This is a genomic window from Ignatzschineria sp. F8392 (assembly GCF_002252045.1).
GTDB lineage: Bacteria > Pseudomonadota > Gammaproteobacteria > Cardiobacteriales > Wohlfahrtiimonadaceae > Ignatzschineria.
Window position 1 is genome coordinate 1 of the sequence record NZ_NEFF01000010.1, and the last position, 25,684, is coordinate 25,684.

Genomic DNA, 25,684 nt, shown 5'->3' on the forward strand with positions numbered 1-25,684 from the left:
TTACCTTTAACAACAAGGCCATCTTCATCGATCTCAGCTGTCGGTGCATCAGGTGCAACTGTATCTTTCTCACCGGTTACAGGCGTCTTCTCTGAGGTGTTACCTGCTTCATCGGTTGCCGTAACATTGACAGTTTCACCATCCGTTACAGGGCGATCTAGCGTGATTTCATACTCGCCACTCTCAGGATCTGCTACGACAGAACCTAAGCTGTTTCCTTCTTGATCTTTGATTTCAACAGTAGAACCTGGCTCGGCCTTACCTTTAACAACAAGTCCATCTTCATCGATCTCAGCTGTCGGTGCATCAGGTGCAACTGTATCTTTCTCACCGGTTACAGGCGTCTTCTCTGAGGTGTTACCTGCTTCATCGGTTGCCGTAACATTGACAGTTTCACCATCCGTTACAGGGCGATCTAGCGTGATTTCATACTCGCCACTCTCAGGATCTGCTACGACAGAACCTAAGCTGTTTCCTTCTTGATCTTTGATTTCAACAGTAGATCCTGGCTCAGCCTTACCTTTAACAACAAGGCCATCTTCATCGATCTCTGCTGTTGGTGCATTGGGCGCAGTAGTATCTGGGGCATTAACTGACGTTGAGTCAGACTCATTTCCTGCCTCATCTTTTAAGCTCACTTCAAGCTCTTCACCGTTGGTGAATGGCTTATCAAGCTCTACCTCAAAGTTGCCCTCTTCGTTAACGGTACCTTCACCCACAACAGTGCCTTCGCTATCTTTAACGATAACCTCAGCACCCGGTTCACCTTCACCGGTCACGGTAGTTGTAGTGTTGCCTTCCTCATCTTCATGATTGTCAACAACCACATTATTAGGCGCATCGGGGGCTTCTGTATCGGCATCACTGTCGGAGTTTGAGTCACTATCAGAGTCGGAGTCGCTATCGGAATCAGAGTCACTATCTGAGTCGGAGTCACTGTCGGAATCAGAATCACTGTCCGAATCGGAGTCGCTATCGGAATCAGAGTCGCTATCGGAGTCTGAATCGCTGTCGCTATCAGAGTCGCTGTCCGAATCTGAATCACTATCTGAGTCTGAATCACTATCGGAATCGGAGTCGCTGTCCGAATCAGAATCACTGTCGGAATCAGAGTCACTGTCGGAGTCAGAGTCACTATCGGAATCAGAGTCACTGTCGGAATCGGAATCGCTATCCGAGTCAGAATCACTGTCGGAGTCTGAGTCACTGTCTGAATCAGAGTCACTGTCAGAGTCGGAATCGGAGTCACTGTCGGAGTCAGAGTCGCTATCCGAATCAGAGTCACTGTCGGAATCGGAATCGCTATCCGAGTCAGAATCACTGTCGGAGTCTGAGTCACTATCAGAGTCGGAGTCGCTGTCGGAGTCTGAATCTGAATCACTATCGGAGTCAGAATCACTATCGGAATCAGAGTCACTATCGGAGTCAGAGTCGCTATCGGAGTCTGAATCACTATCGGAGTCTGAATCACTATCGGAGTCAGAGTCACTGTCAGAATCTGAATCACTGTCGGAATCGGAGTCGCTGTCTGAATCAGAATCACTATCGGAATCTGAGTCACTGTCCGAGTCTGAGTCGCTGTCCGAATCAGAGTCGCTATCGGAATCTGAATCACTGTCGGAATCTGAATCGCTGTCCGAATCTGAATCACTATCGGAGTCTGAATCGCTATCCGAGTCTGAGTCTGAGTCACTATCGGAATCAGAGTCGCTATCTGAGTCTGAGTCACTATCGGAATCTGAATCGCTGTCCGAATCAGAGTCACTGTCGGAATCTGAATCACTATCCGAGTCAGAGTCACTATCTGAATCGGAGTCGCTGTCCGAATCAGAATCACTGTCCGAATCAGAGTCACTGTCGGAGTCTGAGTCACTATCTGAATCGGAGTCGCTGTCGGAGTCTGAGTCACTGTCGGAGTCTGAGTCACTATCGGAATCTGAATCACTGTCGGAGTCTGAGTCACTGTCAGAATCGGAGTCACTATCGGAATCAGAGTCACTATCGGAATCGGAGTCACTATCGGAATCGGAGTCGCTGTCGGAATCTGAATCATTATCGGAATCGGAGTCGCTGTCCGAATCTGAATCACTATCGGAGTCTGAGTCACTGTCGGAATCAGAGTCACTATCAGAATCACTATCTGAGTCGGAGTCACTATCGGAATCGGAGTCGCTGTCGGAATCGGAGTCACTATCGGAATCAGAATCACTATCGGAATCGGAGTCGCTATCCGAATCAGAATCACTATCGGAATCGGAGTCGCTATCCGAATCAGAATCACTGTCGGAATCGGAGTCGCTATCGGAGTCTGAGTCACTGTCTGAATCGGAGTCACTGTCCGAATCGGAGTCAGAATCGCTGTCGGAGTCTGAGTCACTATCGGAATCAGAATCACTGTCCGAATCAGAGTCACTATCGGAATCAGAGTCACTATCTGAATCAGAATCACTGTCGGAGTCTGAGTCACTATCGGAGTCTGAGTCACTGTCCGAATCAGAATCACTGTCAGAATCACTGTCGGAGTCAGAGTCGCTGTCCGAATCGGAGTCGCTGTCCGAATCAGAATCACTATCTGAATCAGAATCGCTGTCGGAGTCTGAGTCACTGTCAGAATCAGAGTCACTGTCCGAATCGGAGTCGCTGTCGGAATCAGAATCACTGTCCGAATCTGAATCGCTGTCGGAGTCTGAGTCACTGTCGGAATCGGAGTCGCTGTCGGAATCAGAGTCACTGTCCGAATCGGAGTCGCTGTCGGAGTCTGAGTCACTGTCCGAATCAGAATCACTATCGGAATCGGAGTCACTATCTGAATCAGAATCACTATCGGAATCTGAGTCACTGTCGGAATCGGAGTCGCTGTCGGAATCAGAGTCACTATCTGAATCAGAGTCGCTGTCGGAATCAGAGTCACTGTCAGAGTCTGAATCGCTATCGGAATCTGAATCACTGTCGGAATCGGAGTCACTGTCGGAATCGGAGTCGCTATCCGAGTCAGAGTCACTGTCGGAATCGGAGTCACTATCGGAATCGGAGTCACTATCGGAATCTGAATCGCTGTCGGAATCAGAATCGCTGTCGGAATCGGAGTCGCTGTCAGAGTCTGAATCGCTGTCGGAATCGGAGTCGCTGTCAGAGTCAGAATCACTGTCGGAGTCGGAATCACTATCCGAATCAGAGTCACTATCCGAGTCAGAGTCACTGTCGGAGTCACTATCGGAATCAGAGTCGCTATCTGAATCGCTATCCGAATCAGAGTCACTGTCGGAATCGGAATCGCTATCCGAGTCAGAATCACTGTCGGAATCGGAGTCACTGTCGGAGTCAGAGTCACTGTCAGAATCACTATCTGAGTCAGAGTCGCTATCTGAGTCTGAATCACTATCGGAATCGGAGTCACTGTCGGAGTCAGAGTCACTATCTGAATCGCTGTCCGAATCAGAGTCACTGTCGGAGTCAGAGTCACTATCTGAATCGGAGTCGCTGTCGGAGTCTGAGTCACTGTCGGAGTCAGAGTCACTATCTGAATCTGAATCGCTGTCCGAATCAGAATCACTGTCGGAATCGGAGTCACTATCGGAATCAGAATCACTATCTGAGTCTGAATCACTATCGGAATCGGAGTCGCTGTCCGAATCAGAATCACTGTCGGAGTCTGAATCACTATCGGAATCGGAGTCGCTGTCCGAATCAGAATCACTGTCGGAATCGGAATCGGAGTCACTATCGGAATCAGAATCACTGTCGGAGTCTGAGTCACTATCGGAATCGGAGTCACTATCAGAGTCCGAATCGGAGTCGCTGTCCGAGTCAGAATCACTGTCGGAATCAGAGTCACTGTCGGAGTCTGAGTCACTGTCCGAATCAGAATCACTGTCGGAATCGGAGTCACTGTCGGAATCAGAGTCACTATCGGAATCGGAGTCACTATCGGAATCAGAATCACTGTCGGAGTCTGAGTCACTATCGGAATCGGAGTCGCTATCCGAATCAGAATCACTGTCGGAATCGGAGTCACTGTCGGAGTCTGAGTCACTATCGGAATCGGAGTCGCTGTCCGAATCAGAATCACTGTCGGAATCGGAATCACTGTCGGAATCGGAGTCACTATCGGAATCAGAATCACTGTCGGAGTCTGAGTCACTATCGGAATCGGAGTCGCTATCCGAATCAGAATCACTGTCGGAGTCTGAGTCACTGTCGGAATCTGAATCGCTGTCGGAGTCTGAGTCACTATCCGAATCTGAATCACTATCCGAGTCTGAGTCACTGTCGGAGTCATCCACCTCTAAATCTTCTTCCTTAGGAGGTTGTATAGGAGTTGATACTCCCTCGCCACTAGAAGAACTTTCTCCTCCTACTGCTGCAACAAGACCTGCTAAACCACCGGCTAAAACACCTAACACCCAATAGGGAGGAACACAATTTGCCGAAATACCAGCATCTGCAATTTCACTTGCTAAGAGAGAATCAACATCTATGTCAATAAATTCTTTGTCCCCATTAAGCCAGGAAAGCTTACAGTCATCATCTAAAATAAGCTCACTATGCTCGCCTTCTTCATTTTCATTATAAAACCCATATAAGACAATTTTCTTACCAGATTTAAATATAATAACAAGATCCTGATCAATACGTTCTGTACGCTGAATATCATCTGGACTCTCTTTAATCTTGATTAACTGTGGAGAGTTAATTGTATAATTACTTAATGGAACTTCGACTGGATTTGAATTACCTGTGCGCGCAACAACTATCATCGACATATGATCTTCTCTCTATGTTCTCTTTTAACTTTTAAAATAGTTTTTTTTTGGGGGGAGTAAAACAGCGAATTTTACAATGAAAGACTTAACTTTAAATTTAAAACTCAATCAAATATATAATTTATATATTTTATCAATTTAAATAAAAAACTGTCAATATAGCGTCAATATTGAGCAGGCCATCTTTATACTTTCACCACTAAAAATTTAAAGCTAGACTCTCAAAATCAAAACTTTTCTGTTATCAAGAAAAAAAGCCAGAAATGAAATAGATCATTTCTGGCTTTGTTATTACTACTTATTAGCTGCTAGAGATAATGGGTATTAAAAAATACTCTTGTCAAGATCTGAAAGTAGATCATCCAAAGGATCGACAACTGGCTGAACATCTACCACTAACTCATTAATATCTGACTCTTCTACCAGAGAAGTGATACGCTGAGTTACCCCATCCTCTTCAGGAAGTGTGATAGATTCACTTTCCATTCCGATAACATCATTCAATGTTAATGAATCTTCCAGTGCTTCTCCCTCATTATCAACAGACTCAAATTGATCTAATTGATCAACTTCATCTAATGATAACTCATCTTCCACTAATGAGAATCCTGTCACCTCTGATGCTGGTACTATTGGTAAACCGCCATTAATATTGAAGGTGAGATCTTTAGTAACCTCGTTACCTTCTGCATCTGCAACCGTAATCTCAAACTGATCAGTTTGATAGAGATTGTCGATATTCGCACCAGGCGTATAGGTATAACTACCATCCGCATGAATCTTCAAGGTTCCATGATTACCCTCAACAGTTAAGGGGTTATCATCCACTATCTTCTCTTCACCTACCTGAGTCACCTTGAGGTCAAGAGCCTTCCAATCACTACCATCGATATTCAAGACAAAAGCTTTCTCAATGAAGTTTCCTGCTGTTGATCTTGGCTCTTCTCCGTATACAAATTGCGTTAAATCAACTTCTGTATTTGCAAGAAGATCATTAAGTATCCCTGTAACAGCATTTAAAAGATTATCAAGCCCTCCCTCCTTAACAATAGCTTGTACAACTTTATCAAGTTCATTAAGCGGTAAGGCATCGATTACCTTAACGATCTGTTCTTGAAGTTTCTTAATAGGATCTCCACCTAGAACCCCACCAAGAACCCCACCAAGAATCCCACCAAGAATTCCTGTCAGACCTGCCACAAGATCTCCAACAACAGGAACATCTTTTAAGGTATCTTTCAACACATCAGAGACATCTTTTAGAAGATTTTCATCTCCTGACAGTACTTCCTTTAACACTCCCTTGAGAACATCTTCACCTAAAGTCTCAGCAAGTAGCCCATCATCGACAAGATCACTTGCTACAGGCCCTTTATAGCCTATTCTAAATTGAGTATCCTCACCAAGTCCTTCTAAGATAGTAGGATCAACCTCCTTTAGAAGCATCGGAAGACTGATAGAGTAATTAGCGACCTTCTCACTAATTGCTGAAACATTCAGAACAAGGTCTTTTAGTTTTTCAATACTTAAAGTCTTCCAACTCGCCCCTTCTTTATACTCAATCACTATCGAGCCATTAGAGGAAAGCGCCAAAAGTTGTCCAGTATCTGCAACACCCTCAGTAGTAACCGTGAACTCAAAGAAGTCCGCTCTAATATCTCCATCTGTGACAAGGCCTGTTAAATAATCTTCACTTTCAAACCAAAACTCTTTCTGATCATTATCGCCATTAGGCTCTTTGAGTGAAGGATATTGATGCTCGTTATAGGTTTTAATGTCAGCTTGATCATCATCAACATCACTCAATACCCAATTGTCAAAGACTTCTGGGTTTTCACTTTCAGGCGCTTTTGTAAGTGAAGAATCAATCTCAAAAGCAAGTGTTACTTCTTGCCCATTATTAAGCGTTAACTTAAAGACTTCACCAAGATTACTTTGACCATTTACTTTTTCAGGATCAGGTTTATATGTGTAATCACCATTTTCTGAAATCCTTAATGTACCAAACTCCCCATCTATTGATATTAAGGGTTCATTACTTTCTTCTAATGAAAGTGATGATTCCGCAGATTTAACAACTGTAATCGTAACGCTCTGATCTTCCTTACCTTGCTCCTCAAAAAAATTACCTGCGCCGTCTCGAATGTTACTATTCTCTGAATCCGGTGAATAGATCCATTTAGCATCTTGTTCACTATAGACCTTACTTCCTTCAGAAGAGATCGTCGTTTGACCGATAACAGAGACATCAAGGTCATCCTTACCGGGTTCTACTGTTGCACGGTAAATACCTTTTGGTAAATTTTCAGGTAATGGAATCTCAAGCTTACCCCCCTTAATAGAAAGACCCAAAAGGTTTAATACACCGTCATCCCCTTCAACAACTTGAGAAGGCTTCCAGCCTTCAGCAGTTAAAACTTCTAGAGTAACCTTTAGATCTGTAGCTGGATTAAGGCCTACTGCATTAGCAAAAGTAGCAGTTAACTTTAACTCATTAAAGTTACTCTCCACATTCATATTGATGGATGGATAAGCAGTAGCACCTGCACCTACCCCCAATAAATTACCCGTTAACTTACCTACATCTACAGCTGCTAACTCAAAACGAGAATCCGTCTCTACCTTAAACTCAAGCTCTTTATCCTTATCTGCAACAATCTCTTCGTACTGAACAAAAGGATTGCTATCAAGAATACTTTGGAGAGGCTCCCAAACAACCGAAGCGGGATCTGAATCACGGTAATCATCTTCCTGACCTGATCCTGGCTTCAAGATAACCTCGACCTCCTCACCTTTTGTAAGCGGACGATTGAGCTGTACTGTAAAGTTACCTTCTTCGTTGACTTCACCTTTACCGATCTCTTTACCATCTTTATCGGTAATGATCACTTTCGCTTCAGGCTCACCTTTACCCGTTACAGTATATTCATCATCTTTAATGGTGATCTCGAGGTCTTGAGGAGAATCTAAGGGATTCTTCTCCTTAGGCTCTTGGTCTTCGCCCTCTGAATCGCTATCTGAGTCTGAGTCACTGTCGGAGTCTGAATCACTATCTGCATCAGCATCCGCGTCGGCATCGGCATCGGCATCGGCATCGGCATCAGCATCCGCATCAGCGTCTGCATCGGCGTCAGCATCAGCATCGGCATCAGCATCAGCATCAGCATCCGCATCAGCATCGGCATCCGCATCGGCATCCGCATCGGCATCTGCGTCGGCATCTGCATCGGCATCGGCGTCAGCATCCGCATCGGCGTCAGCATCCGCATCTGCGTCGGCATCGGCATCGGCGTCGGCATCAGCATCGGCGTCAGCATCTGCATCCGCATCAGCATCAGCATCTGCGTCAGCATCCGCATCAGCATCGGCATCCGCATCTGCATCAGCATCCGCGTCAGCATCTGCATCGGCATCAGCATCCGCATCCGCGTCAGCATCGGCATCCGCATCGGCGTCAGCATCAGCATCCGCGTCAGCATCGGCATCGGCATCCGCATCTGCGTCCGCATCAGCATCGGCATCTGCGTCGGCATCTGCATCGGCATCGGCATCTGCATCGGCGTCAGCATCGGCATCAGCGTCAGCATCCGCATCGGCATCAGCATCGGCATCCGCATCGGCATCTGCGTCCGCATCGGCATCAGCGTCGGCGTCAGCATCCGCATCACTATCTGAATCTGCATCAGCATCAGCATCCGCGTCAGCATCGGCATCCGCATCAGCATCGGCATCTGCGTCGGCATCCGCATCAGCATCAGCATCGGCATCAGCGTCAGCATCCGCATCTGCGTCGGCATCAGCATCAGCGTCAGCATCTGCGTCGGCGTCCGCATCCGCATCGGCATCAGCGTCCGCATCCGCATCGGCATCTGCATCAGCGTCAGCATCTGCATCTGCATCAGCATCTGCGTCGGCATCAGCATCAGCATCCGCATCCGCGTCAGCATCGGCATCGGCATCCGCATCAGCATCGGCATCTGCGTCGGCATCAGCGTCAGCATCCGCATCTGCGTCGGCATCAGCATCAGCGTCAGCATCTGCGTCGGCGTCCGCATCCGCATCAGCATCGGCATCCGCATCAGCATCGGCATCCGCATCGGCATCTGCATCGGCGTCAGCATCCGCATCGGCATCTGCGTCGGCATCAGCATCAGCATCGGCGTCCGCATCCGCATCGGCATCAGCGTCAGCATCCGCATCGGCATCAGCGTCAGCATCTGCATCAGCATCTGCATCAGCATCGGCATCTGCGTCGGCATCGGCATCAGCGTCCGCATCAGCATCGGCGTCCGCATCCGCATCGGCATCAGCGTCAGCATCCGCATCGGCATCAGCGTCAGCATCTGCATCAGCATCTGCGTCGGCATCAGCATCGGCGTCAGCATCCGCATCGGCATCTGCGTCGGCATCAGCATCGGCATCAGCATCGGCGTCAGCATCCGCATCGGCATCAGCATCTGCATCTGCATCAGCATCTGCATCAGCATCAGCATCAGCATCTGCGTCAGCATCAGCATCCGCGTCAGCATCGGCATCGGCATCCGCATCAGCATCGGCATCTGCGTCGGCATCAGCGTCAGCATCCGCATCTGCGTCGGCATCAGCATCGGCATCTGCGTCGGCATCTGCATCAGCGTCAGCGTCAGCATCACTGTCCGAGTCAGAATCACTGTCGGAATCGGAGTCGCTATCGGTGTCATCTCCTACACCAGCTCCTATATTGCTTCCCCCACTATCTGAGGATGAACCGCCTATAGCTGCAACTAAGCCTGCAAGCCCCCCTCCTAAAACACCTAAAACCCAATAAGGTGGTACACAATTTGCTGAAATCCCAGCATCTGCTATCTCACCTGCTAAGAGAGAGTCAACATCTATATCAACAAATTCTCTTTCACCATTAAGCCAGTAGAGCTCGCAGTCATCTTCTAAGATTAACTCACTATGCTCTCCCTCTTCGTTTTCATTATAGAACCCATAGAGGATAATTGTTTTACCAGACTTGAAGGTCAAAACTAAGTTTTGCCCTACTCGCTCTGCACTCTCAATATCCTCTAAACTCCCTTTTATTTTGATTAACTGTGGCGTTACAATTGAGTAATCTGCCAAAGGTACTTCTACCGGCTTTGCATCACTCTCTGCACGCGTTACAACCATCATTGACATAAGTTATCTCTCTCTATTTTACAGAAATGCTAGGTACAACTCGCGCCTACACACTATCTGCCTGTAGACACGACAAACCCAACTACAACTAATTATTCGATTGCAGTTGAGTATTTTTATTAAAAATAGGTAAACAATTTAAATTAATTATCGCCAAATATCAATAAAAGTCAATATTTACTCATTATGTATAGTGGTTTTAATATATAAAATGATATAAAAGATAGTGTACTCTTTTAATGATAACGTAAACTTACCGTCAAGCGCACAGTTCATAACTAGAGACTTTTTCGGTTAATTGTTTTTTAAATTCACTGGGAGGTAAATTTCCCAGTGACTCATGAGGTCTTTCTTCGTTATAACTTAACATCAAAGCCTAACTGAGTTCTCGCACCTGAGTTAAGGAGGAGAATAGATGGGGGTTTAATACTTCAGTTCGATAGCTACGATTAAAACGCTCGATATAAGCATTTTGATTTGGCTTTCCTGACTCACAACATAATAGATTTTAATATGATTATTTTCACACCATTTTGTAAAAGCTGGAGATGTCATTCCACTGCCATTATCAACACGAATCATTCTAGGAACACCTCTTTCTTCTTTAAGTTGCTCTAAAACTCTCACAACTCTAGTGGCCGGTAGTGAGGTATCAATGACAAGCCTTAGCTATCGAAAGTAATCCTTGATATACCAAGTGTTGAGTCGCTTCTCTGTGTCGTTCCGGCGTTACAGCTTTCCCAATAAATCCTTAATTGCTGCATTTTCTAAAGCTAACTCAGCATACATTTTTTTGAGCTTGGCATTTTCAGCTTCAATTTCCCGTAATCGCTTCAAATCTGAGGCTTCTAAGCCTCCATATTTACTTTTCCATTGATAGTACGTAGCACTACTAATGCCGTGCTCTCGGCAGATATCGGTCACTTTAACGCCTTTTTCTGCCAGTTTTAAAATGTTTACAATTTGTGTTTCTGTGAATTTTGATCGTTTCATGATTTCCTCCATCTAAATTATGATGACAGAAATCTATAGTTTTGGCTTGTGTCTTTTTAGGGTAAGTTTACGCTCATTGATTAAAACGAAACAAAATTTTCTTGGATCTCCCTTTAGATTGCTAAAGAGTAGAAATAAACCAAATCATACTTTAAGATAAGTCAAAGCTCCATGTGGGTACTTTTGCCTGATCGCACAGATAATGATGTATTCTATCTGTTACTTGTTTCCAACAGTTTTTAACATAAACAGGCATATTTTTAGATCTCATTGAATTTCTCATAGCAGCATTAATTTCAAAAATAACGACACCCTTCCGGCGTTCTTCTTGGCTTAAAGCAAAATCTATCCCAACATACTCTAGACCTGTTTGCCGCATAATTTGCTCTAAAGCTTTCCAATTATCTGCCCCAATACTTTCTTCAGGAGAACGGCAATAACTAATTCCCATCTCCGTCAGCCAAGGATTAGCCGCCATTAATTTTTCAGAATTAGATAAATGGACATTGAAGTCATTGTCAGCAACAAAAAGATGGATAGGAAATAACTTTCCTCCTGTAAATAATGCACGATATTTAGGATAAAGCCTTGCACCAGGCAAGCGATTATCTTTAAAGGAGACATCAACATATTCAATAAGATAAATGTCCTTTGGTGTCTGAGAAACTATCGTTTCAAAATCAGCAAAATCATGCTGATCTATTGACTCTATAAGGTGCATATTCCTTCCCACATGGTATCCCGATAAACGAACAATCAGTGGAAACTTCAATTGGTGCTTTTCTACCGCTTCCCTAATAAGGGCATGACAATTTTTATTAACATTCTCTAGTCTGATATTTTTAGGATAAACAATATGGGGCATATCATTAAACCGCCGATAATTATTATCTCTTGAAGTCGCTAAAATATCACTGGGATGATTCACAACAGGTACATTTGGAAATGCTGCACATATCGCAGCAGCCTTACAGAGCGCAACTTCACATCGCTCTGGATCTGTGATCGAATTATAGATAATATCAACAGAAATATTCTGTCTTTTTAACTCTTTTAGAGCTACATCTATATCATCAACGCGCAAAATAATTTTTTGAATGTCTCTATCGAGGACAGACATAAGATTATTGTGTCCATCGGGCATATGAAAAGATTGACGTTTTGCATTAAAATTAAAAGCGCCTGAAGCAAATGTTTGCAAAATAAGGACTTTTAATTTCCCTTCTCTACTCTTTGAAATCACGTTCTCTCTCGAATATTGAAGTGCATATTCAGCACATTTCTCTTCATCTTTCAACTGATAGAAAAGGCTAGCAACAAGTCCTTTTTCTAAAGAAATAAGCCCCTCACTTTTCTCTTTATTCAAAAACAGATTAAGAAGCACTCTGCGATTTCCTGTACGCATGGCCGCTGTCATTAACTGTTTTAAATTCCTTTTTTCCAAAGCTCTTTGCTCTAAAAGATAACTTCCTACTTCAAAAGCCTCGCTATAATCTGCACTTTTAACGGACTTCTCTAATAGAGAATTAAGAGCTGTATTTAATTTTTGGTTCATTCTAGAGCACCTAAAGTATATTTGTAAATTATTTTATAAACTCTTTTAAAGCCTTGCGTAAGCCTGTGCCATTTGAGCCTTTAAACATCAATATATCACCATCATTAATAAGCTTAGTTAGAGATTCAAATAGAAACTCAATGGAGTTAAACTCAATAATTTTAATATCCTTTTTAATAGTTTTTCTTAAATTAGATATAAGCTCTCCACATAAAATGACAATATCAATATTTAAATCTTGAAAGTAACTACCTACATCCTCATGCAGCTGTACTGAAGCATCTCCCATTTCTAGCATATCTGCCAAAACCGCAATTTTTCTCTTTTTATTTGATTCTACCGGATATGTAGATAACTCAACCAAGGCAGATTTTACTGAATCTGGATTTGCGTTATAGGCATGATCTATCACCAAAAAACTTTTATTATATTTTACTATATTGTGTTTATCTCCCCTTCCTGGTGGCGGAGATAACCACTGCCCCATCAACTCTAAATCATCCAACCAATTAAGATTTAAAGCATGTAATATGGCAATGCTACCTAATCCATTTATAGATATATGTTTGCTATAACTGTCCTTTCTAGCTCTAAATGTTTGTCCTTTATAAGAAAACATAAAGTAATTAAAAGTATCACCTAAAAACTTAAACATAGATTCAGGGTGCTCACCATAGGTTATAACAGCTCTATTATTGAGCAGTGCGATTTTTTCGACCTCATCGTAGTAAGGTATATCCCTATTAATCACAGCTACTCTTAGTTTACCTGAATTGTATTTCGACTTAAAAATTTGAGCTTTCAACAATGCCAAATCTTTTAAAGACTCATGTCTTTCCATATGAGACTCTGATAGATTGACCAATACAGCAACATCAGAATCTAAAGTATCAGCAGAGCGAGGTAAAGCACCCTGAGCTACTTCAAACACAGCAAAGTCTTGAATATTAAGCTGTAACCCAAACTTATAAACCCCTTCTATTAAATTATTATATATTCCCGTTAAAACCCGTCCTTTATTTTTTAAAATTCTACTTAACGTAAGAGTAGAGCTAGTTTTGCCCACTGAACCAGTAATAGTTACAATTTTCCCACTAAAGTCGGATCGATAATATCTAATAATTTTTTCTGCAGCAAAATTGATATTATCTACTTTTAGAATAGGATTTTTTAATTTTGAATCTAAATGTGTTCTATCTGTTATGAGAGTAACGTCATCACTTACATTAAATCTTTTTAAACTTCGAACCGTAGTTCCAGGAGAGTTTCCTTTTAAACTTCTGACAAATGTTACCTTATTTGTTCTAGAGCTTTTCGCCGTAGCAAAAAAACCAGTATAAACTTTTTGTTTAGGTTCCCGAATCCATTCTCCAGATAAAAAATCGGATAATTGTTGTGGAGTAAATTCTCTATTTTTAAACACATTATTTTTAGGAGAAAAAACAATATAATTAAATTCATCTCCATACCATAACCAATCAGTCTTATTAATATTACCTATAAACCATTTAATTAATGCATCTCTACAAGTGAAATCATTTAAATTTATCGCTAATCCAGTCGACTGTATATCATGGATATCATCTGTATCAATATAACCGGCGCTTGCTATCTTATCTGTAATTTCAACCCCTTCTTTTTCTAACATCGAAAGAACACTTATCCAAGCCTGATATGCCCCTCGATAAATCAAGAAACCTTGAGGTGTTATTTTTAATAAAGATCTCTTTACCTTGCCAAAATCGAGAATATCAATATCTGAAGGTAAATAATAGAGTGTTTTTGAAAAGATCATTGTCATCATCCTATATTTCAAAGTGTCTCAATTCGCTAAGCAAATCTTGATAATAATTAACCTTCAAATTAACAACTTGATCCATGTTACCTTTCATTCCAGGATAAGTATTAACCTCAAAAAGATAAATATTCCCATCTTCTACTCCATAGTCAATACCTAAAGCATCGATCGGAAATTGATATTCATCTTGAAGTGTTTCCGCTATTATTTTTGAAACAAACTGTAAGTTTTCTAGAATATCGGATGATTGCTCAAGACATTGTTCCCGCAGAAACTCCTCGCCTGGCCTTGCAACTCCTCCTCGTGCTAAATTTGAAGTAACTTCGTTATTTCCAATTCGAGCATAAGGATTGGCAATTGCCCACTCTCCATTTCTGTTTTGACGATATACTCCAACCCTAATATCAAAGGGCTTATTATCTGGTACTGTTAAACTCTTAACATACTCTTGCAGAATCCACTCAGGCGTCTGATACTCCTCTAAAACTATCTCTGCACTTTCCCTATCAAAATATTCTTTATCATTTCCATCGGAAAGAGAATATATATTATTTTCCCTCCTAATCAAAAATACACTTCGCCCTTGACTAGAACGTTTACTTTTTAAAATAACAGTATCTTTCTCTTTTAGAACATCAAAAAGAGTGTCAATTGTAAAAGGATAACTCTCAATTAAAAATGGAGCTAGCTTCTTATTTTTAGCCAATAACCCTATAACTTTATCCTTATTCCCTAATCTATGACACAGCAACTGACTACTACGTTGTAAATCTTGATAGATTTCCCTCTGTCCCCGATTATTGGGAGGAGCATTGTCAATATATTTGGGTAAAGGATAAAAACCTTCAACCCAATCTTTGTTAGAATAACGATACCCTTTAAATAAATTGTTTTTTTGTTCAAAATCTCTATATGAAAAATAAAGCATGGTAAGCCCACGACTATCTAATTCATGAGCTAAACGATTAGCTTCCCTAAAACGTCGAGGTGTTTTTGGATAACAGAGATATCCTATTACTGTACTAGTATCTAAAACTACATCTTTACTATCTCTAGCTATTTCCAAATACTTCCGGTACGCTACAAATCCTGAGAGATAATGCTCCACGTCATCGATCCGAACACGGAAAGCATGATGGCGAATAAAGAAGCCATCGAGAATCCTGCGTGGATTTTTAAAGAACATCGCAACTTCTGGATAGAAAAAACCATTCATTAAATAACGTGCGCGATACTCCAATGCCCGATAAAACTTATCAATATCAAACCCTTCTAAAAGGTGTGATACTTTTTTATCTTCCTGCATACGCGATATCATTCGCTCAGCTGCCATCATTAACTCTAAAAGCGTAGGGAATGTTGTAATACGATTTAATACAAAATCGAGATGATCCCGAACATTATCTAATCCAAATTGATAATACTTAGGATCAGGATTATAAAGCGTTAATTCATTGACACAGTAACTTTGCCAATGATCATGTGCTTCCCAATGCTTATTCGCAATAAAATAATCAAACGCCTTCTCCACCGATGCTAACCAACGGGGATCTTTCGTAATACCATAAAGACGCATTAAGCCAAAAGCAGCTTCTCCATCATAATAGATGGTTCTATTTTCTGCCTTGATACTTAAATCAGGATAATTAAGCACATGAATATAGCGACCATCCTCTTGTTGCATAAAGAGAATACCATTTGCTAAATGCTCCATTAATTCTAAATAACGTTGATCGCCGGTAATCTCGGTATATTTAGCATAAGCTAAAATAGAAACTGCATTTCCGCCAAGCTTAATCTCATCTCCAACATCAACAAGAAATGCTGCTTTTTCTCCACTAGGTAATACTTCAATTTTAATAAGTTCTTTTTCTAAATAATCTAAAGCTCGATCAATTGCTTGCTTCTGCTCGGGCTTTTGGCAAACCTCCCATCCTTCCAATAATGCGTAGGTAGAACTAGCATGGCGTAATGCATTATAGGTCGGAATCGGTCGATCAAAACAGGGGAACCATCCATAATGGTAAAAACCATTCGACTTGACCTGTTTTGCTAAATATTCCGTGCTTTTATGAATAATTTCTGTAACTGTTTCATGATTCCACTGATCGATAATACGATAACCACTATTACGCCCTTCAGGCTCTATCTCATAACTTTCTAATCCATCAGTAAAAACCGCATATGTCTTAAAACGATAGATTAATGCATCCTCTGATTGTGGCCAGCTAAGTTCTCTCCTAAAGCGTCTTCGGGTATAACTTTTTAAATTTCTCTCATTCGCAACTGCAACAGAACTGTCTGAATGGTATAAAATTGCATTTCCATAAAGTTCATGCTCTAAAAGTGCTGTTTTGAAATCTTCTGTTAAAGATATTCCATAACGAAAATAACTTCTTTTCGTTCTTGCTAATCTTTTTTGAAATTCATCCCATTGAAGTGCTTCAACTTCCCGAACTATCTCAACACGCAACCAAGCAGGCTTCAACCAATTTTTAAGACGCCAACGCTTTAAAGCTTCTACCCCTTTCTGCCAAGCATCTTCAAAATCGTTTCCCGTTGCAATTTCAACATTTGCTCGCTCTTTACTATCCGATATAGCAAAAAATAGAATCGTTGGAGGATTATTTTCTGGAAGGTCTATTTGAGGTGACTTTTCCAAAACAGTTAACATCTTCTCTTTTGCCATACTTAATAGTCTATTTAATGCCATCTTTTTTACTCACTGTAATAATTTTATTATCGATAAAGTTTTGTAAGAGTGAATTATATCAACAATATTTACATAAGACCTATCATCCTATAAAACTTATTATAAATAAATGAAAATAACTTCAAATAAAATTACAACCATTCAAATAACATTAATTAGAAATACAAATATTAAATTTCTTACTCACAAAGCAAACACAACTTCCTCCCTCTCCCATGCCTTCGATAATGATATAATGCGTCAACAGTTACTCAAGCTAACGATAGTAACTGGGTAAAACCATATCTATATCGGGAGAGAAGATGAAAGAGTTGGTATTTGGGTCATTAATATTTTTGCCCGGCATCTTAAAAGTATTAGTTTTGGGCTTTTTTATCTGGCTTATTGCGCGCGGATTTTATCGAAAAAAGCTCTACTCTAGTGGAATTTGGCATCCAAATCTCGTCGATATTACTATCTACTTTGTCTCGCTTTATCTGAGTCATTTAATCTTTCTGTTCCTACAAGGTTGATTATGAAGAATGCTTTAAAACGCTATTTAATTACCGTTATTGCAGCACTTGTGCTGATCGTTGTCGCTTTTCAGTTATGGAACTTCTACGTTTTAGGCGGATGGACACGCGATGGAAAAATTCGGGCCGACGTAATTCAAGTATCGGCACAAGTATCTGGTAAACTGATCGACCTGCCTATTAAAGATAATCAATTAGTTAAGAGAGGTGAGCTTCTCTTTGAAATTGATCCGATCGATTATGAGATCAATCTTCGAAATGCAGAAGCACAATTAGAGCAACTACGCATACGTCAGGAACAAGCCGCATTACAATATGAGCGTAGAACCAATCTCGGTAATGTTGCTGCGATTTCAAAAGAACATCTTGATGATGTTAAATACAACTTAGATCTGCTCAATGATCAGGTACAGCAGGCTGAGATTGCGGTAGAAAAAGCAAAGCTCGACCTCAGTCGAACCAAGGTTTATGCTGAAGTCAGTGGCTATGTCACCAATATGAATATTCGTGAAGGGAGCTTTATTCCAGCTGGACAACCCCTCTTTGCGCTTGTCGATAAAGATAGCTTTCATGCTGTAGGCTACTTCGAGGAGACTAAACTCCCCTATATTGAAGTTGGACGCCGCGTTGAGATTATCCCCTACAATGGCGGAGAAAAGATGTATGGCTATATTACTGGATATGGTCGAGCGATTTTTGACCAGAGCGCACAGACTGGTGAACAATTATTACAAGCAGTGAAGCCGAACTATCCGTGGGTAACTTTGGCACAAAGAATCCCGGTAAAAGTCGCTTTTGAAGAGAGTGATGAAGAGTTAGAGGCACATAATCTTATCGCCGGGACGACAGTCACTATTATCGTTTTAGATGAAATGCATGAGTCTAAAAAATAGCCATGAGCCAGACAAACATCCAAGAATCTAAACTCAAGGTACTCCTTAATCAATTAGGTCACTATTTTGCCGGCCTCAATTACTCTTACGGATTACGTGTTGCCGTTGGCGTTGGAATCGCCTGGTTTATTGCGTTTAGATTACAGACCGATAAACCCTACTGGTCAATCATGACGGTGATTATTGTCTCTCTACCAATGCAGAGTATGCTGGTTGAGAAATTTTTAGCACGTTTGATCGGAACCCTTGTCGGCGCATTTGCCGTTACACTCCTTGCGACTGTGGCCCTCGATGATCAATGGCTATTTACCATCTACATGGCATTTTGGCTCTCAATTTGTGCTTACTTAGCAAGCATCAAGAGCTCGATGGTAACTTACTGCTTTGCGCTCTGTGGCTATACCTCCGCCATCTTAGGCTTTGCACTCTCGATATCCCCCTCTTCCTATATGGTCTTTCAGATCACTCAAGCACGTATTTTAGAGATCTTAATTGGTCTAGTGACCGCCTTTTTTGTCTCGATGTTATGGCCTTCTCATTTAGAACGAATCATCGTCAAGCAGAAGCTTCGCCTACAACGCTCTAATGTTAAACAGCTCTATCAAGCCCTATTAACAGCGGATTTTGATCCTTTGAAATTTAATAAAGTCTATGAAAAGACATTGTTAGGCTTAATGGATTTTCGAGATCTGATCTATCAAGAGTTTTTATCAGTATCGACAGAGCGAGAAGATAATCAGATGATCTATCACTACACCTACCGTTTGATGCGAGCGATGTCCGGCGTTTTAGTCCTTCAATCCATTAAGCAAGATCTTTTAAAATCAGATCAATTAGCAGTAACAGAATACCTAAATCAGCTTGACCAATGGTTTGCCACTGCCGGCATCACTGAAAAGAAACTAAAACGCAAACCGAAAGCACCTGATGCACTATTAAAAACAGCAAAAGGCGCTGAATTTGTCACAAAGCTCGATGAGAAATTTACTGAGTTTTATCAGACTCGTTTAGATCAACCGATCGATGAAGATCTCTATATGCCGGATCGAAATATCCACTACAGCGATCGAAAAGAGGCACTCATCAATAGTGGGAGAACATTTATCAGTATTCTTTTTGGAATGTTTTTCTGGATGGAGACCCAATGGGATATGGGATATATCCTCTTAATATTGATCGGGATTATCTGCACCTTAGGGGCGACTTACCCCATGATCACAAAACTATTAACAATCACATTTATTCTAACTCTGCTACTGACCATTCCGATCTCTTTTATGTTGAAATTTGGTCTTCTGATTCAGGCCACAAGTATTGTCCCGGCGATGATGATTATTCTCCCCCTCTACTTTATCGCATCACTTATCCGGGCAAGCTCCATGTTAGGTTTTTTAGTCGGCTATGGCTTTCTATTAGCCTCTAGCTTTCTAATCGGATTCTCTAACCCGATGAGTTTCGATATCAATGCTTTTCTCAATCAAACTTTTGCACTCTTAGTTGCGCTCGGCATTATATTATTAATATTCAATATTATTCGTCCAACCTCTAATGAGCGCAAAATGATACGGTTCCAACAAGATATAATGCAACAATTTTCTCAGTTGGCGAATCACGTCTCACTTCAAGCGGTCAAAAACTATGAAGCGCTTTTAACCAGTGCTGTTCAACAAGCAAAAGTGATTCCCGATATACAGGAGAAGAGCCGATTTTTAGCACACTGCTTTTTAACTGTTGTCATTCTCAAGGAGCAACTAAAACTACAAAATGCCGGCATAGAGTGGATAATTCCTGATAATCTCATTACCGCCATCAAAGAAGAGAGAATCGATGAAGCGCTACTCATCGTCAATCAATTAGAAGAGAAAGCACCACAGGAAGAGCAATTAACCTACTGGATATTGCATTGCGCCCTAACCTCTTTTAATCAGTTTTTGGAGGGGATGGATTAGATGTTAAGTTTTGAGTTCTACTCGCAATACCATTACTCGCTTATATCGCTTATAAACAAATCTTAAAATAGCTTCATCTTTCATATAGATCTGCATATCATTTTACTGATCATCCACTGACCTATCATCGCGTCCTTCAACTAGCTCTTCTAGCACTGCCTTAAAGGCTTCAGCAGAGATGATGCTTTTACGAGCATCTCGCTCTTTAATATTTTTCTTTAAAAAATAATCAGCATACACTCTATTTTTCTTCATCGTCTCTAAAAGTAAACCTAATGCTCTTAAATCGGAAGATTTCATCTTCTCATCTTGATGCATATTTTCATCACAAAGATAATCTATCAATGCAGAATGAGTGTTAGGGGCATTTTTACTAAGATGGGGTTTAATCGCATGATATGATGCATAATATGCTAATGATATTGTATTTCTGCACTCTATCTCTCTTGGAGAAGAAATTAGATTTCGCCTCGCTAAATCAAGAAAATCTGAACTAGACACAGACATAGAATATTACCTCTCATAGAAATTAAATGAAGCTGAGAAAACCTTGCCATTTAATTTAGGAATATCAGCTAACTTAAAAGCTAATTCAATATCTAGATCAACAATTTTATTAATTTCTGCTTCTGGCAAATAAACCATCATCTCCACATCATTTATTTTGAACTGAGGAGATGAATCAAATACTACTTTTCCAACAGCCAATTGATGTTCTTCTATAATAGAAATGTAGGTATCCATCAAAGACTTTAAATCATCCTCAGTAAAACAACTGTTCTCTATAAAAGCATTAAAGCCTGTTAAATATTCTTGATATTTTTCCATCTCATCGCTCTTTAGCGCTATAAGAGCTTCAAGATCTCTCCTAGATGCCTCAATATCACCTTTGAGAAGAGAAGTGAAACAGATAGATTCCATAATACTTTTATCTCCACGATATTTTAATCTAAGCCTTGACGTTACTCTCATAAACTCTTGAATTCTACTTGTTCTCAATAAATAAGCTAAAAAATTCTCTATAAAAGCCTCAGAACCGAGATAAAGAGATCGTCTAAAATATTTCAAAGCATTTGTTTCATTTTTCATTAATGCATAATAGAAAGCCCAGGCCTGAATATCCATGGAATCTTTCTTTCCAATTTTCTGCATTTCACGAAAATATAAAAGCTCTTCATCCTCTCGAATATATTCCTCATTTTCGAGTCTTCTAATTAACTCTTTACCTAAAACTTCTGAAATCTTTTCTAGCTGTACCATTATTACCTTTTTATGCCTTTCAAAGAAATATCATCACACCAATAAACTTGATCTATTAGTTTAGTAACTTCCCTAACAAACTGCATTTAATACTTTTTAATAATATGAAAAATATAGTAGAAACTGTTAGATAAGTAATTAGTATTTGGAAGTATCAAATATTTCGTCAAAAACAAAAATGACTAAAAGAAAAAATGCAAACAAAACCTCAAAAGCTAAAATAACCGGATGTCGAAAACTAAATAGAGAATAAGATGAAAATGAGATGGATGTGAGGGTTTTAATGAGTACACTAATGAGTACTTACAATCTCCAGATAAGCAAAAAACCCCTAAAATAGGGGCTTTTAACGTATCGTATGGCGGAAAAGGAGGGATTCGAACCCTCGATACGCTATTAACGTATACACCCTTAGCAGGGGTGCGCCTTCAGCCACTCGGCCACTTTTCCTTTTTGTTTATTCGCTAGCTCTGTAGTGAATAGACGTACTATTATAGTAATTCTTTCCAAGATGTAAAGCGTTAAAATTGATCAATTACTCTTTTCGCCTCGATCTTGAATCTTTTATCAATTTTCAAATGCTAATGCTCTTCGCTCCATCAGTTTTGCAATCATGATGAGAACAACATTCACCGCAAGATAGATCACGCCTGCCATAGCATAATATGTGATGGAATCATACGTCTGCCCTGTTAGCTCTCTTGCTCTTCCCATAATATCGAGAAGTGTAATTCCCTGTACAAGAGATGTACTTTTGAAGATCAAGACAATCTCATTAGAATAGCTCGGTAGAGCGCGTCTTAGTGCAAGTGGAATCAGAATTTTCATCGCCTCAAAACGGCTCATACCTAATGCTAAACAAGCCTCCCATTGGCTTTTAGAGATATTCTTTACTGCGCCATAGAAGAGCTGAGCCGTATAAGCAGCTGAATTCAAAGAGAGTGCTAAGATTGCACAAAACCAAGCTTCTGAGAAGAGTGACCAGAGGAATGACTCTCTGATAAAGGTAAATTGCCCAGGCCCTGTATAGAAGAGAAAGATCTGCACTAAAAGTGGCGTGCCGGTAAAGAAGATAATAAAACCGCGTGCAATCTTTGCCTGCCAACGATTCTCCCATAGCGTTAAGATTCCCGTTAAGAGAAGCGCTAAAATAAACCCTAAAAAGAGGGCCGCTACCGTTAAGCCTAAACTGAGCGGAACCCCTTCTAAAATAAAGATAAAATGATCTAACATGCTCTCCCCCTATTTCGCCGGCTCGTGATCATACTTGGTAATTCGATTGTAGAGAAGATCTTGTAACTTCTGACTCACTAAAGAGATCACAAGATAGATCAACGCCGCCATCGTATACCAGGTAAATCCATCGGATGTTGCACTATAGATATAGTCGGTCTCTTTCATCAACTCATGAACACCAATTAAGGAGACAAGCGCGGTATCCTTTAATAGAACCAACCACTGATTACTTAAGCCCGGAAAGGCGTGACGCCACATCTGCGGCATAATGATATAGAAGAAGGTTGCCGGCTTAGAGAGCCCTAAAACGGCTCCGCTATGCCACTGCTCTTTAGGCACGGCAAGTAGTGCGCCTCTAATCGTCTGAGAGGCATAAGAAGCATAAATTAACGAGAGCGCAAATGCACCTAAACCAAAGAAGAGATACTCCCCATAACTATCGAGAATTGAGAAGTAGAGATCGATCACTTGAGGTGGCCAAATCTCCTCATACTCCAAAAAGAGATAAGGAAGCCCCAATCCGATCAGGAAGATGACGATCAATTCCGGCAATGAACGAATAATCGATACAAAAAGGGTGACGCTCCACCTAACAATTCGCCATCGGCTCAACTCTAAAATCGCTAAGATATTCGCCCAGAGAAATCCCATCACCAATGCGATAATCGCCAATAAAATTGTCGCTTTTGCCGCTACTAACATCGCTGCAAAATATTGACTGTTAAACAGATCAAAAATAGTTGTTAGTTCACTCACACTCTTCCCTCAAATTAAACAAACAAAAAGCGATGAACCTTCCATCGCTTTTTTTGCAGTTACGCATCTTCACTGCCACTACTGCTGCTCAAACCATTTGCTGTAGATCTCATCATATTTGCCGCTCTCCTTAACCTCTTTGAGCGCCGCATTGATCTGATCCACTAATTCGGTATTACGTTTTCCAACGCCGATACCTAATCCTTGTCCGAAGTATTTAGGATCTGTCACTTTCTCGCCGACAACGACGAAATTATCATTCTCTTTCATATAATCATTAACAACTTCCCCATCACCAAACACAACATCAACACGACCAATCGCAAGATCGCTCATCGCTGCAGGATATTGAGGATAGACCGAGACATTTGCCCCTTTATAGGTATCACGGATATATTGCTGATGCGTTGAACCTGAAAGCACACCAATCTTAGCATCTGCCACATCTTTGATCTGATCTGCTTTCTCTTTTGTGGTGATATAGATAGAGTAGTTTTGATAGTAAGGATCAGAGAACGCGAGCTGTTTTGCACGCTCTTCCGTAATATCCATTCCTGAAATAACAGCATCATAACGACGTAGACGAAGATTAGGAATTAATGCATCAAACTCCTGTTCTGAGTAGACACACTCTTTCTCTAAAACGTTACATACTTCATTCATCAGGTCGATATCAAATCCTAATAACTCATTATTCTCACCCTTATATTCAAAAGGTGGATATGCCGGATTGGTTCCAACCACTAATTTATCTTGTGCATAGAGGGTTGTTGAACTCAATAATCCTGCGGCAACAAGTAGTAATCCTAATCTCTTTTTCATAATATTCTCCATCTATCTCTATTGTTATTTTCGATCTGTTCTCACAGCTTTTGATCTCTTTTTTGATCTGTTTATTGATCTCTCTTTGACATCTTTTTGTTATCTTTGCTGATCTCTTCACTCATCATCGGGCGCTTGAAATACAACTTGATATGATAGCGCGTCTGCAGCTGATGATGCCGGCACCTTAGCCCTCCTCATCATATCGCATCTATCGTAAAATGAGGAATTTAATGGGAGAGATATTGCTTAAATTGCTCTGTCTTTGGCGTTACAAACATTGAGGCATCTCCCTCTTCGACAACGCGCCCATTTTCCATATAGATCACATAGGTAGCGATACGTTTTGCAAAATCGACATCATGAGTTACGACGATTTGTGTAATTCCTGTTGTAGATAGCTCTTCAATAATCGCAGCAACTTGCGAGGTGATCTCCGGGTCGAGTGCCGCGGTTGGCTCATCAAAGAGAAGCACTTCGGGCTCCATCATAAGCGCCCGTGCAATAGCAACTCGCTGTTGTTGTCCGCCGGAGAGCTTTAGTGGATATCGCTCATCTAATCCCTCCAACTTAAGAGATCGAAGCGCCTCTAACCCCTTCTGTTTCGCCGCTTCTTGGCTCATTTTACCAAGTTTAACCGGCGCATAGGTTAAGTTTTGCAACACCGTTCGATGGGGCCAGAGATGGTATTGTTGGAAGATCATCCCCACCTTTTGACGCAACTCCCGAATACTTTTTTCGGAGATCGACTGAGAGAAATCGAAATCAAATCCTGCAATCTCAAGCTCTCCCTCTTTAGGGCGTTCAAGTAGATTGAGGATACGTAATAAGGAGCTCTTCCCTGCGCCACTCGGCCCTAATAAAACAACGATCTCTCCCTCTTTCGCTTTAATAGATACATCGAAAAGTACTTGCGTATCGCCATAAAAATAGTTTAAGTGTTTCAGTTCAATCATTCTTCTATTATCTCTTTTCAGCCCGCAGGAACTTTGCAGAAGCCCTTATATCGCTTTTAGCAAAAAATTCGCAAAAGAGCGCATCAATCCGGGTGCGCTCACTCATTAGAATTATAAAATCTTCTTTTCAAACCTGTCTATTTTACGGTATTTTTTTCTTTCATGCAGAATCTTTTCACCATCATTTTCATTATAAAACAGGGGAAAAAGAAATCTCCCGGCAAATCTCTGCTAATATAAAATCTTTGCAACTAAAGACTACTCAATTGATGCAATATTAATGAAAACTCTAGCGATATAACTGATGAAATAACT

The 25,684-nt window shown here is 41.0% G+C and carries 14 protein-coding genes, 1 tRNA gene and 1 pseudogene; 3 read left to right on the forward strand and 13 right to left on the reverse strand.

The features are described 5' to 3' along the window. From B9T19_RS10665 to B9T19_RS10280, 6 genes and pseudogenes are all read right to left on the reverse strand, one after another. Window positions 1-4,763 (reverse strand): Ig-like domain-containing protein (locus B9T19_RS10665; RefSeq protein WP_233146849.1); only part of this gene is annotated, 4,763 nt, incomplete at its 3' end. A 324-nt stretch (window positions 4,764-5,087) separates the two neighbouring features. After that, window positions 5,088-9,926 carry a BapA prefix-like domain-containing protein gene (locus B9T19_RS10765; protein WP_143436888.1) on the reverse strand — a complete coding sequence of 1,613 codons (4,839 nt, stop codon included), beginning with the start codon at window positions 9,924-9,926 and terminating at the stop codon, window positions 5,088-5,090. A 259-nt stretch (window positions 9,927-10,185) separates the two neighbouring features. After that, a pseudogene (locus B9T19_RS10265) lies at window positions 10,186-10,919 on the reverse strand (transposase). A 151-nt stretch (window positions 10,920-11,070) separates the two neighbouring features. Beyond that, window positions 11,071-12,474: a hypothetical protein gene (locus B9T19_RS10270; RefSeq protein WP_094568536.1), complete on the reverse strand. Its 1,404-nt coding sequence runs from the start codon at window positions 12,472-12,474 to the stop codon at window positions 11,071-11,073. Window positions 12,475-12,502: 28 nt separating this feature from the next. After that, window positions 12,503-14,269: a UDP-N-acetylmuramoyl-tripeptide--D-alanyl-D-alanine ligase gene (locus B9T19_RS10275; RefSeq protein WP_158214401.1), complete on the reverse strand. Its 1,767-nt coding sequence runs from the start codon at window positions 14,267-14,269 to the stop codon at window positions 12,503-12,505. A 10-nt stretch (window positions 14,270-14,279) separates the two neighbouring features. Next, window positions 14,280-16,985 carry a YheC/YheD family protein gene (locus tag B9T19_RS10280; protein ID WP_094568538.1) on the reverse strand — a complete coding sequence of 902 codons (2,706 nt, stop codon included), beginning with the start codon at window positions 16,983-16,985 and terminating at the stop codon, window positions 14,280-14,282. 302 nt (window positions 16,986-17,287) lie between these two features. Here B9T19_RS10280 and B9T19_RS10955 point away from each other — a divergent pair, with 302 nt between their 5' ends. The 3 genes from B9T19_RS10955 to B9T19_RS10295 are packed head-to-tail and all read left to right on the forward strand — an operon-like array spanning window position 17,288 to window position 20,339. Further along, the gene (locus B9T19_RS10955) at window positions 17,288-17,497 is read left to right on the forward strand and encodes a DUF1656 domain-containing protein (protein ID WP_094568539.1); all 210 of its coding nucleotides are present in this window, start codon (window positions 17,288-17,290) and stop codon (window positions 17,495-17,497) included. A gap of 2 nt (window positions 17,498-17,499) precedes the next feature. Then, window positions 17,500-18,390, forward strand: coding sequence for an HlyD family secretion protein (locus B9T19_RS10290; RefSeq protein WP_094568540.1), 891 nt, complete (start codon window positions 17,500-17,502; stop codon window positions 18,388-18,390). Between the two features lie 2 nt (window positions 18,391-18,392). Then, window positions 18,393-20,339 (forward strand): FUSC family protein, encoded by a 1,947-nt coding sequence (locus tag B9T19_RS10295; RefSeq protein WP_094568541.1) that lies wholly within the window; start codon window positions 18,393-18,395, stop codon window positions 20,337-20,339. 102 nt (window positions 20,340-20,441) lie between these two features. Here B9T19_RS10295 and B9T19_RS10300 read toward each other — a convergent pair whose 3' ends face one another. The 7 genes from B9T19_RS10300 to artP all read right to left on the reverse strand — a co-directional run bounded on the left by B9T19_RS10300 (window position 20,442) and on the right by artP (window position 25,369). Further along, window positions 20,442-20,840: a hypothetical protein gene (locus B9T19_RS10300; protein ID WP_143436889.1), complete on the reverse strand. Its 399-nt coding sequence runs from the start codon at window positions 20,838-20,840 to the stop codon at window positions 20,442-20,444. A gap of 12 nt (window positions 20,841-20,852) precedes the next feature. Next, window positions 20,853-21,599: a hypothetical protein gene (locus B9T19_RS10305; RefSeq protein WP_094568543.1), complete on the reverse strand. Its 747-nt coding sequence runs from the start codon at window positions 21,597-21,599 to the stop codon at window positions 20,853-20,855. Between the two features lie 359 nt (window positions 21,600-21,958). After that, window positions 21,959-22,049, reverse strand: a tRNA-Ser gene (locus tag B9T19_RS10310). A 117-nt stretch (window positions 22,050-22,166) separates the two neighbouring features. Beyond that, a complete protein-coding gene (artM, locus tag B9T19_RS10315; RefSeq protein WP_094568544.1) occupies window positions 22,167-22,832 on the reverse strand; it encodes an arginine ABC transporter permease ArtM in 666 nt (221 codons plus the stop codon). Window positions 22,833-22,841: 9 nt separating this feature from the next. Next, on the reverse strand, window positions 22,842-23,537 hold the full coding sequence (locus B9T19_RS10320; protein WP_094568550.1) for an ABC transporter permease subunit: 696 nt from the start codon (window positions 23,535-23,537) through the stop codon (window positions 22,842-22,844). 132 nt (window positions 23,538-23,669) lie between these two features. Then, entirely contained in the window at window positions 23,670-24,413 is a 744-nt protein-coding gene (locus B9T19_RS10325; protein WP_094568551.1) for a transporter substrate-binding domain-containing protein, read from the reverse strand. Between the two features lie 230 nt (window positions 24,414-24,643). Continuing rightward, entirely contained in the window at window positions 24,644-25,369 is a 726-nt protein-coding gene (artP, locus tag B9T19_RS10330; protein ID WP_094568545.1) for an arginine ABC transporter ATP-binding protein ArtP, read from the reverse strand. Window positions 25,370-25,684 lie beyond the last annotated feature (315 nt).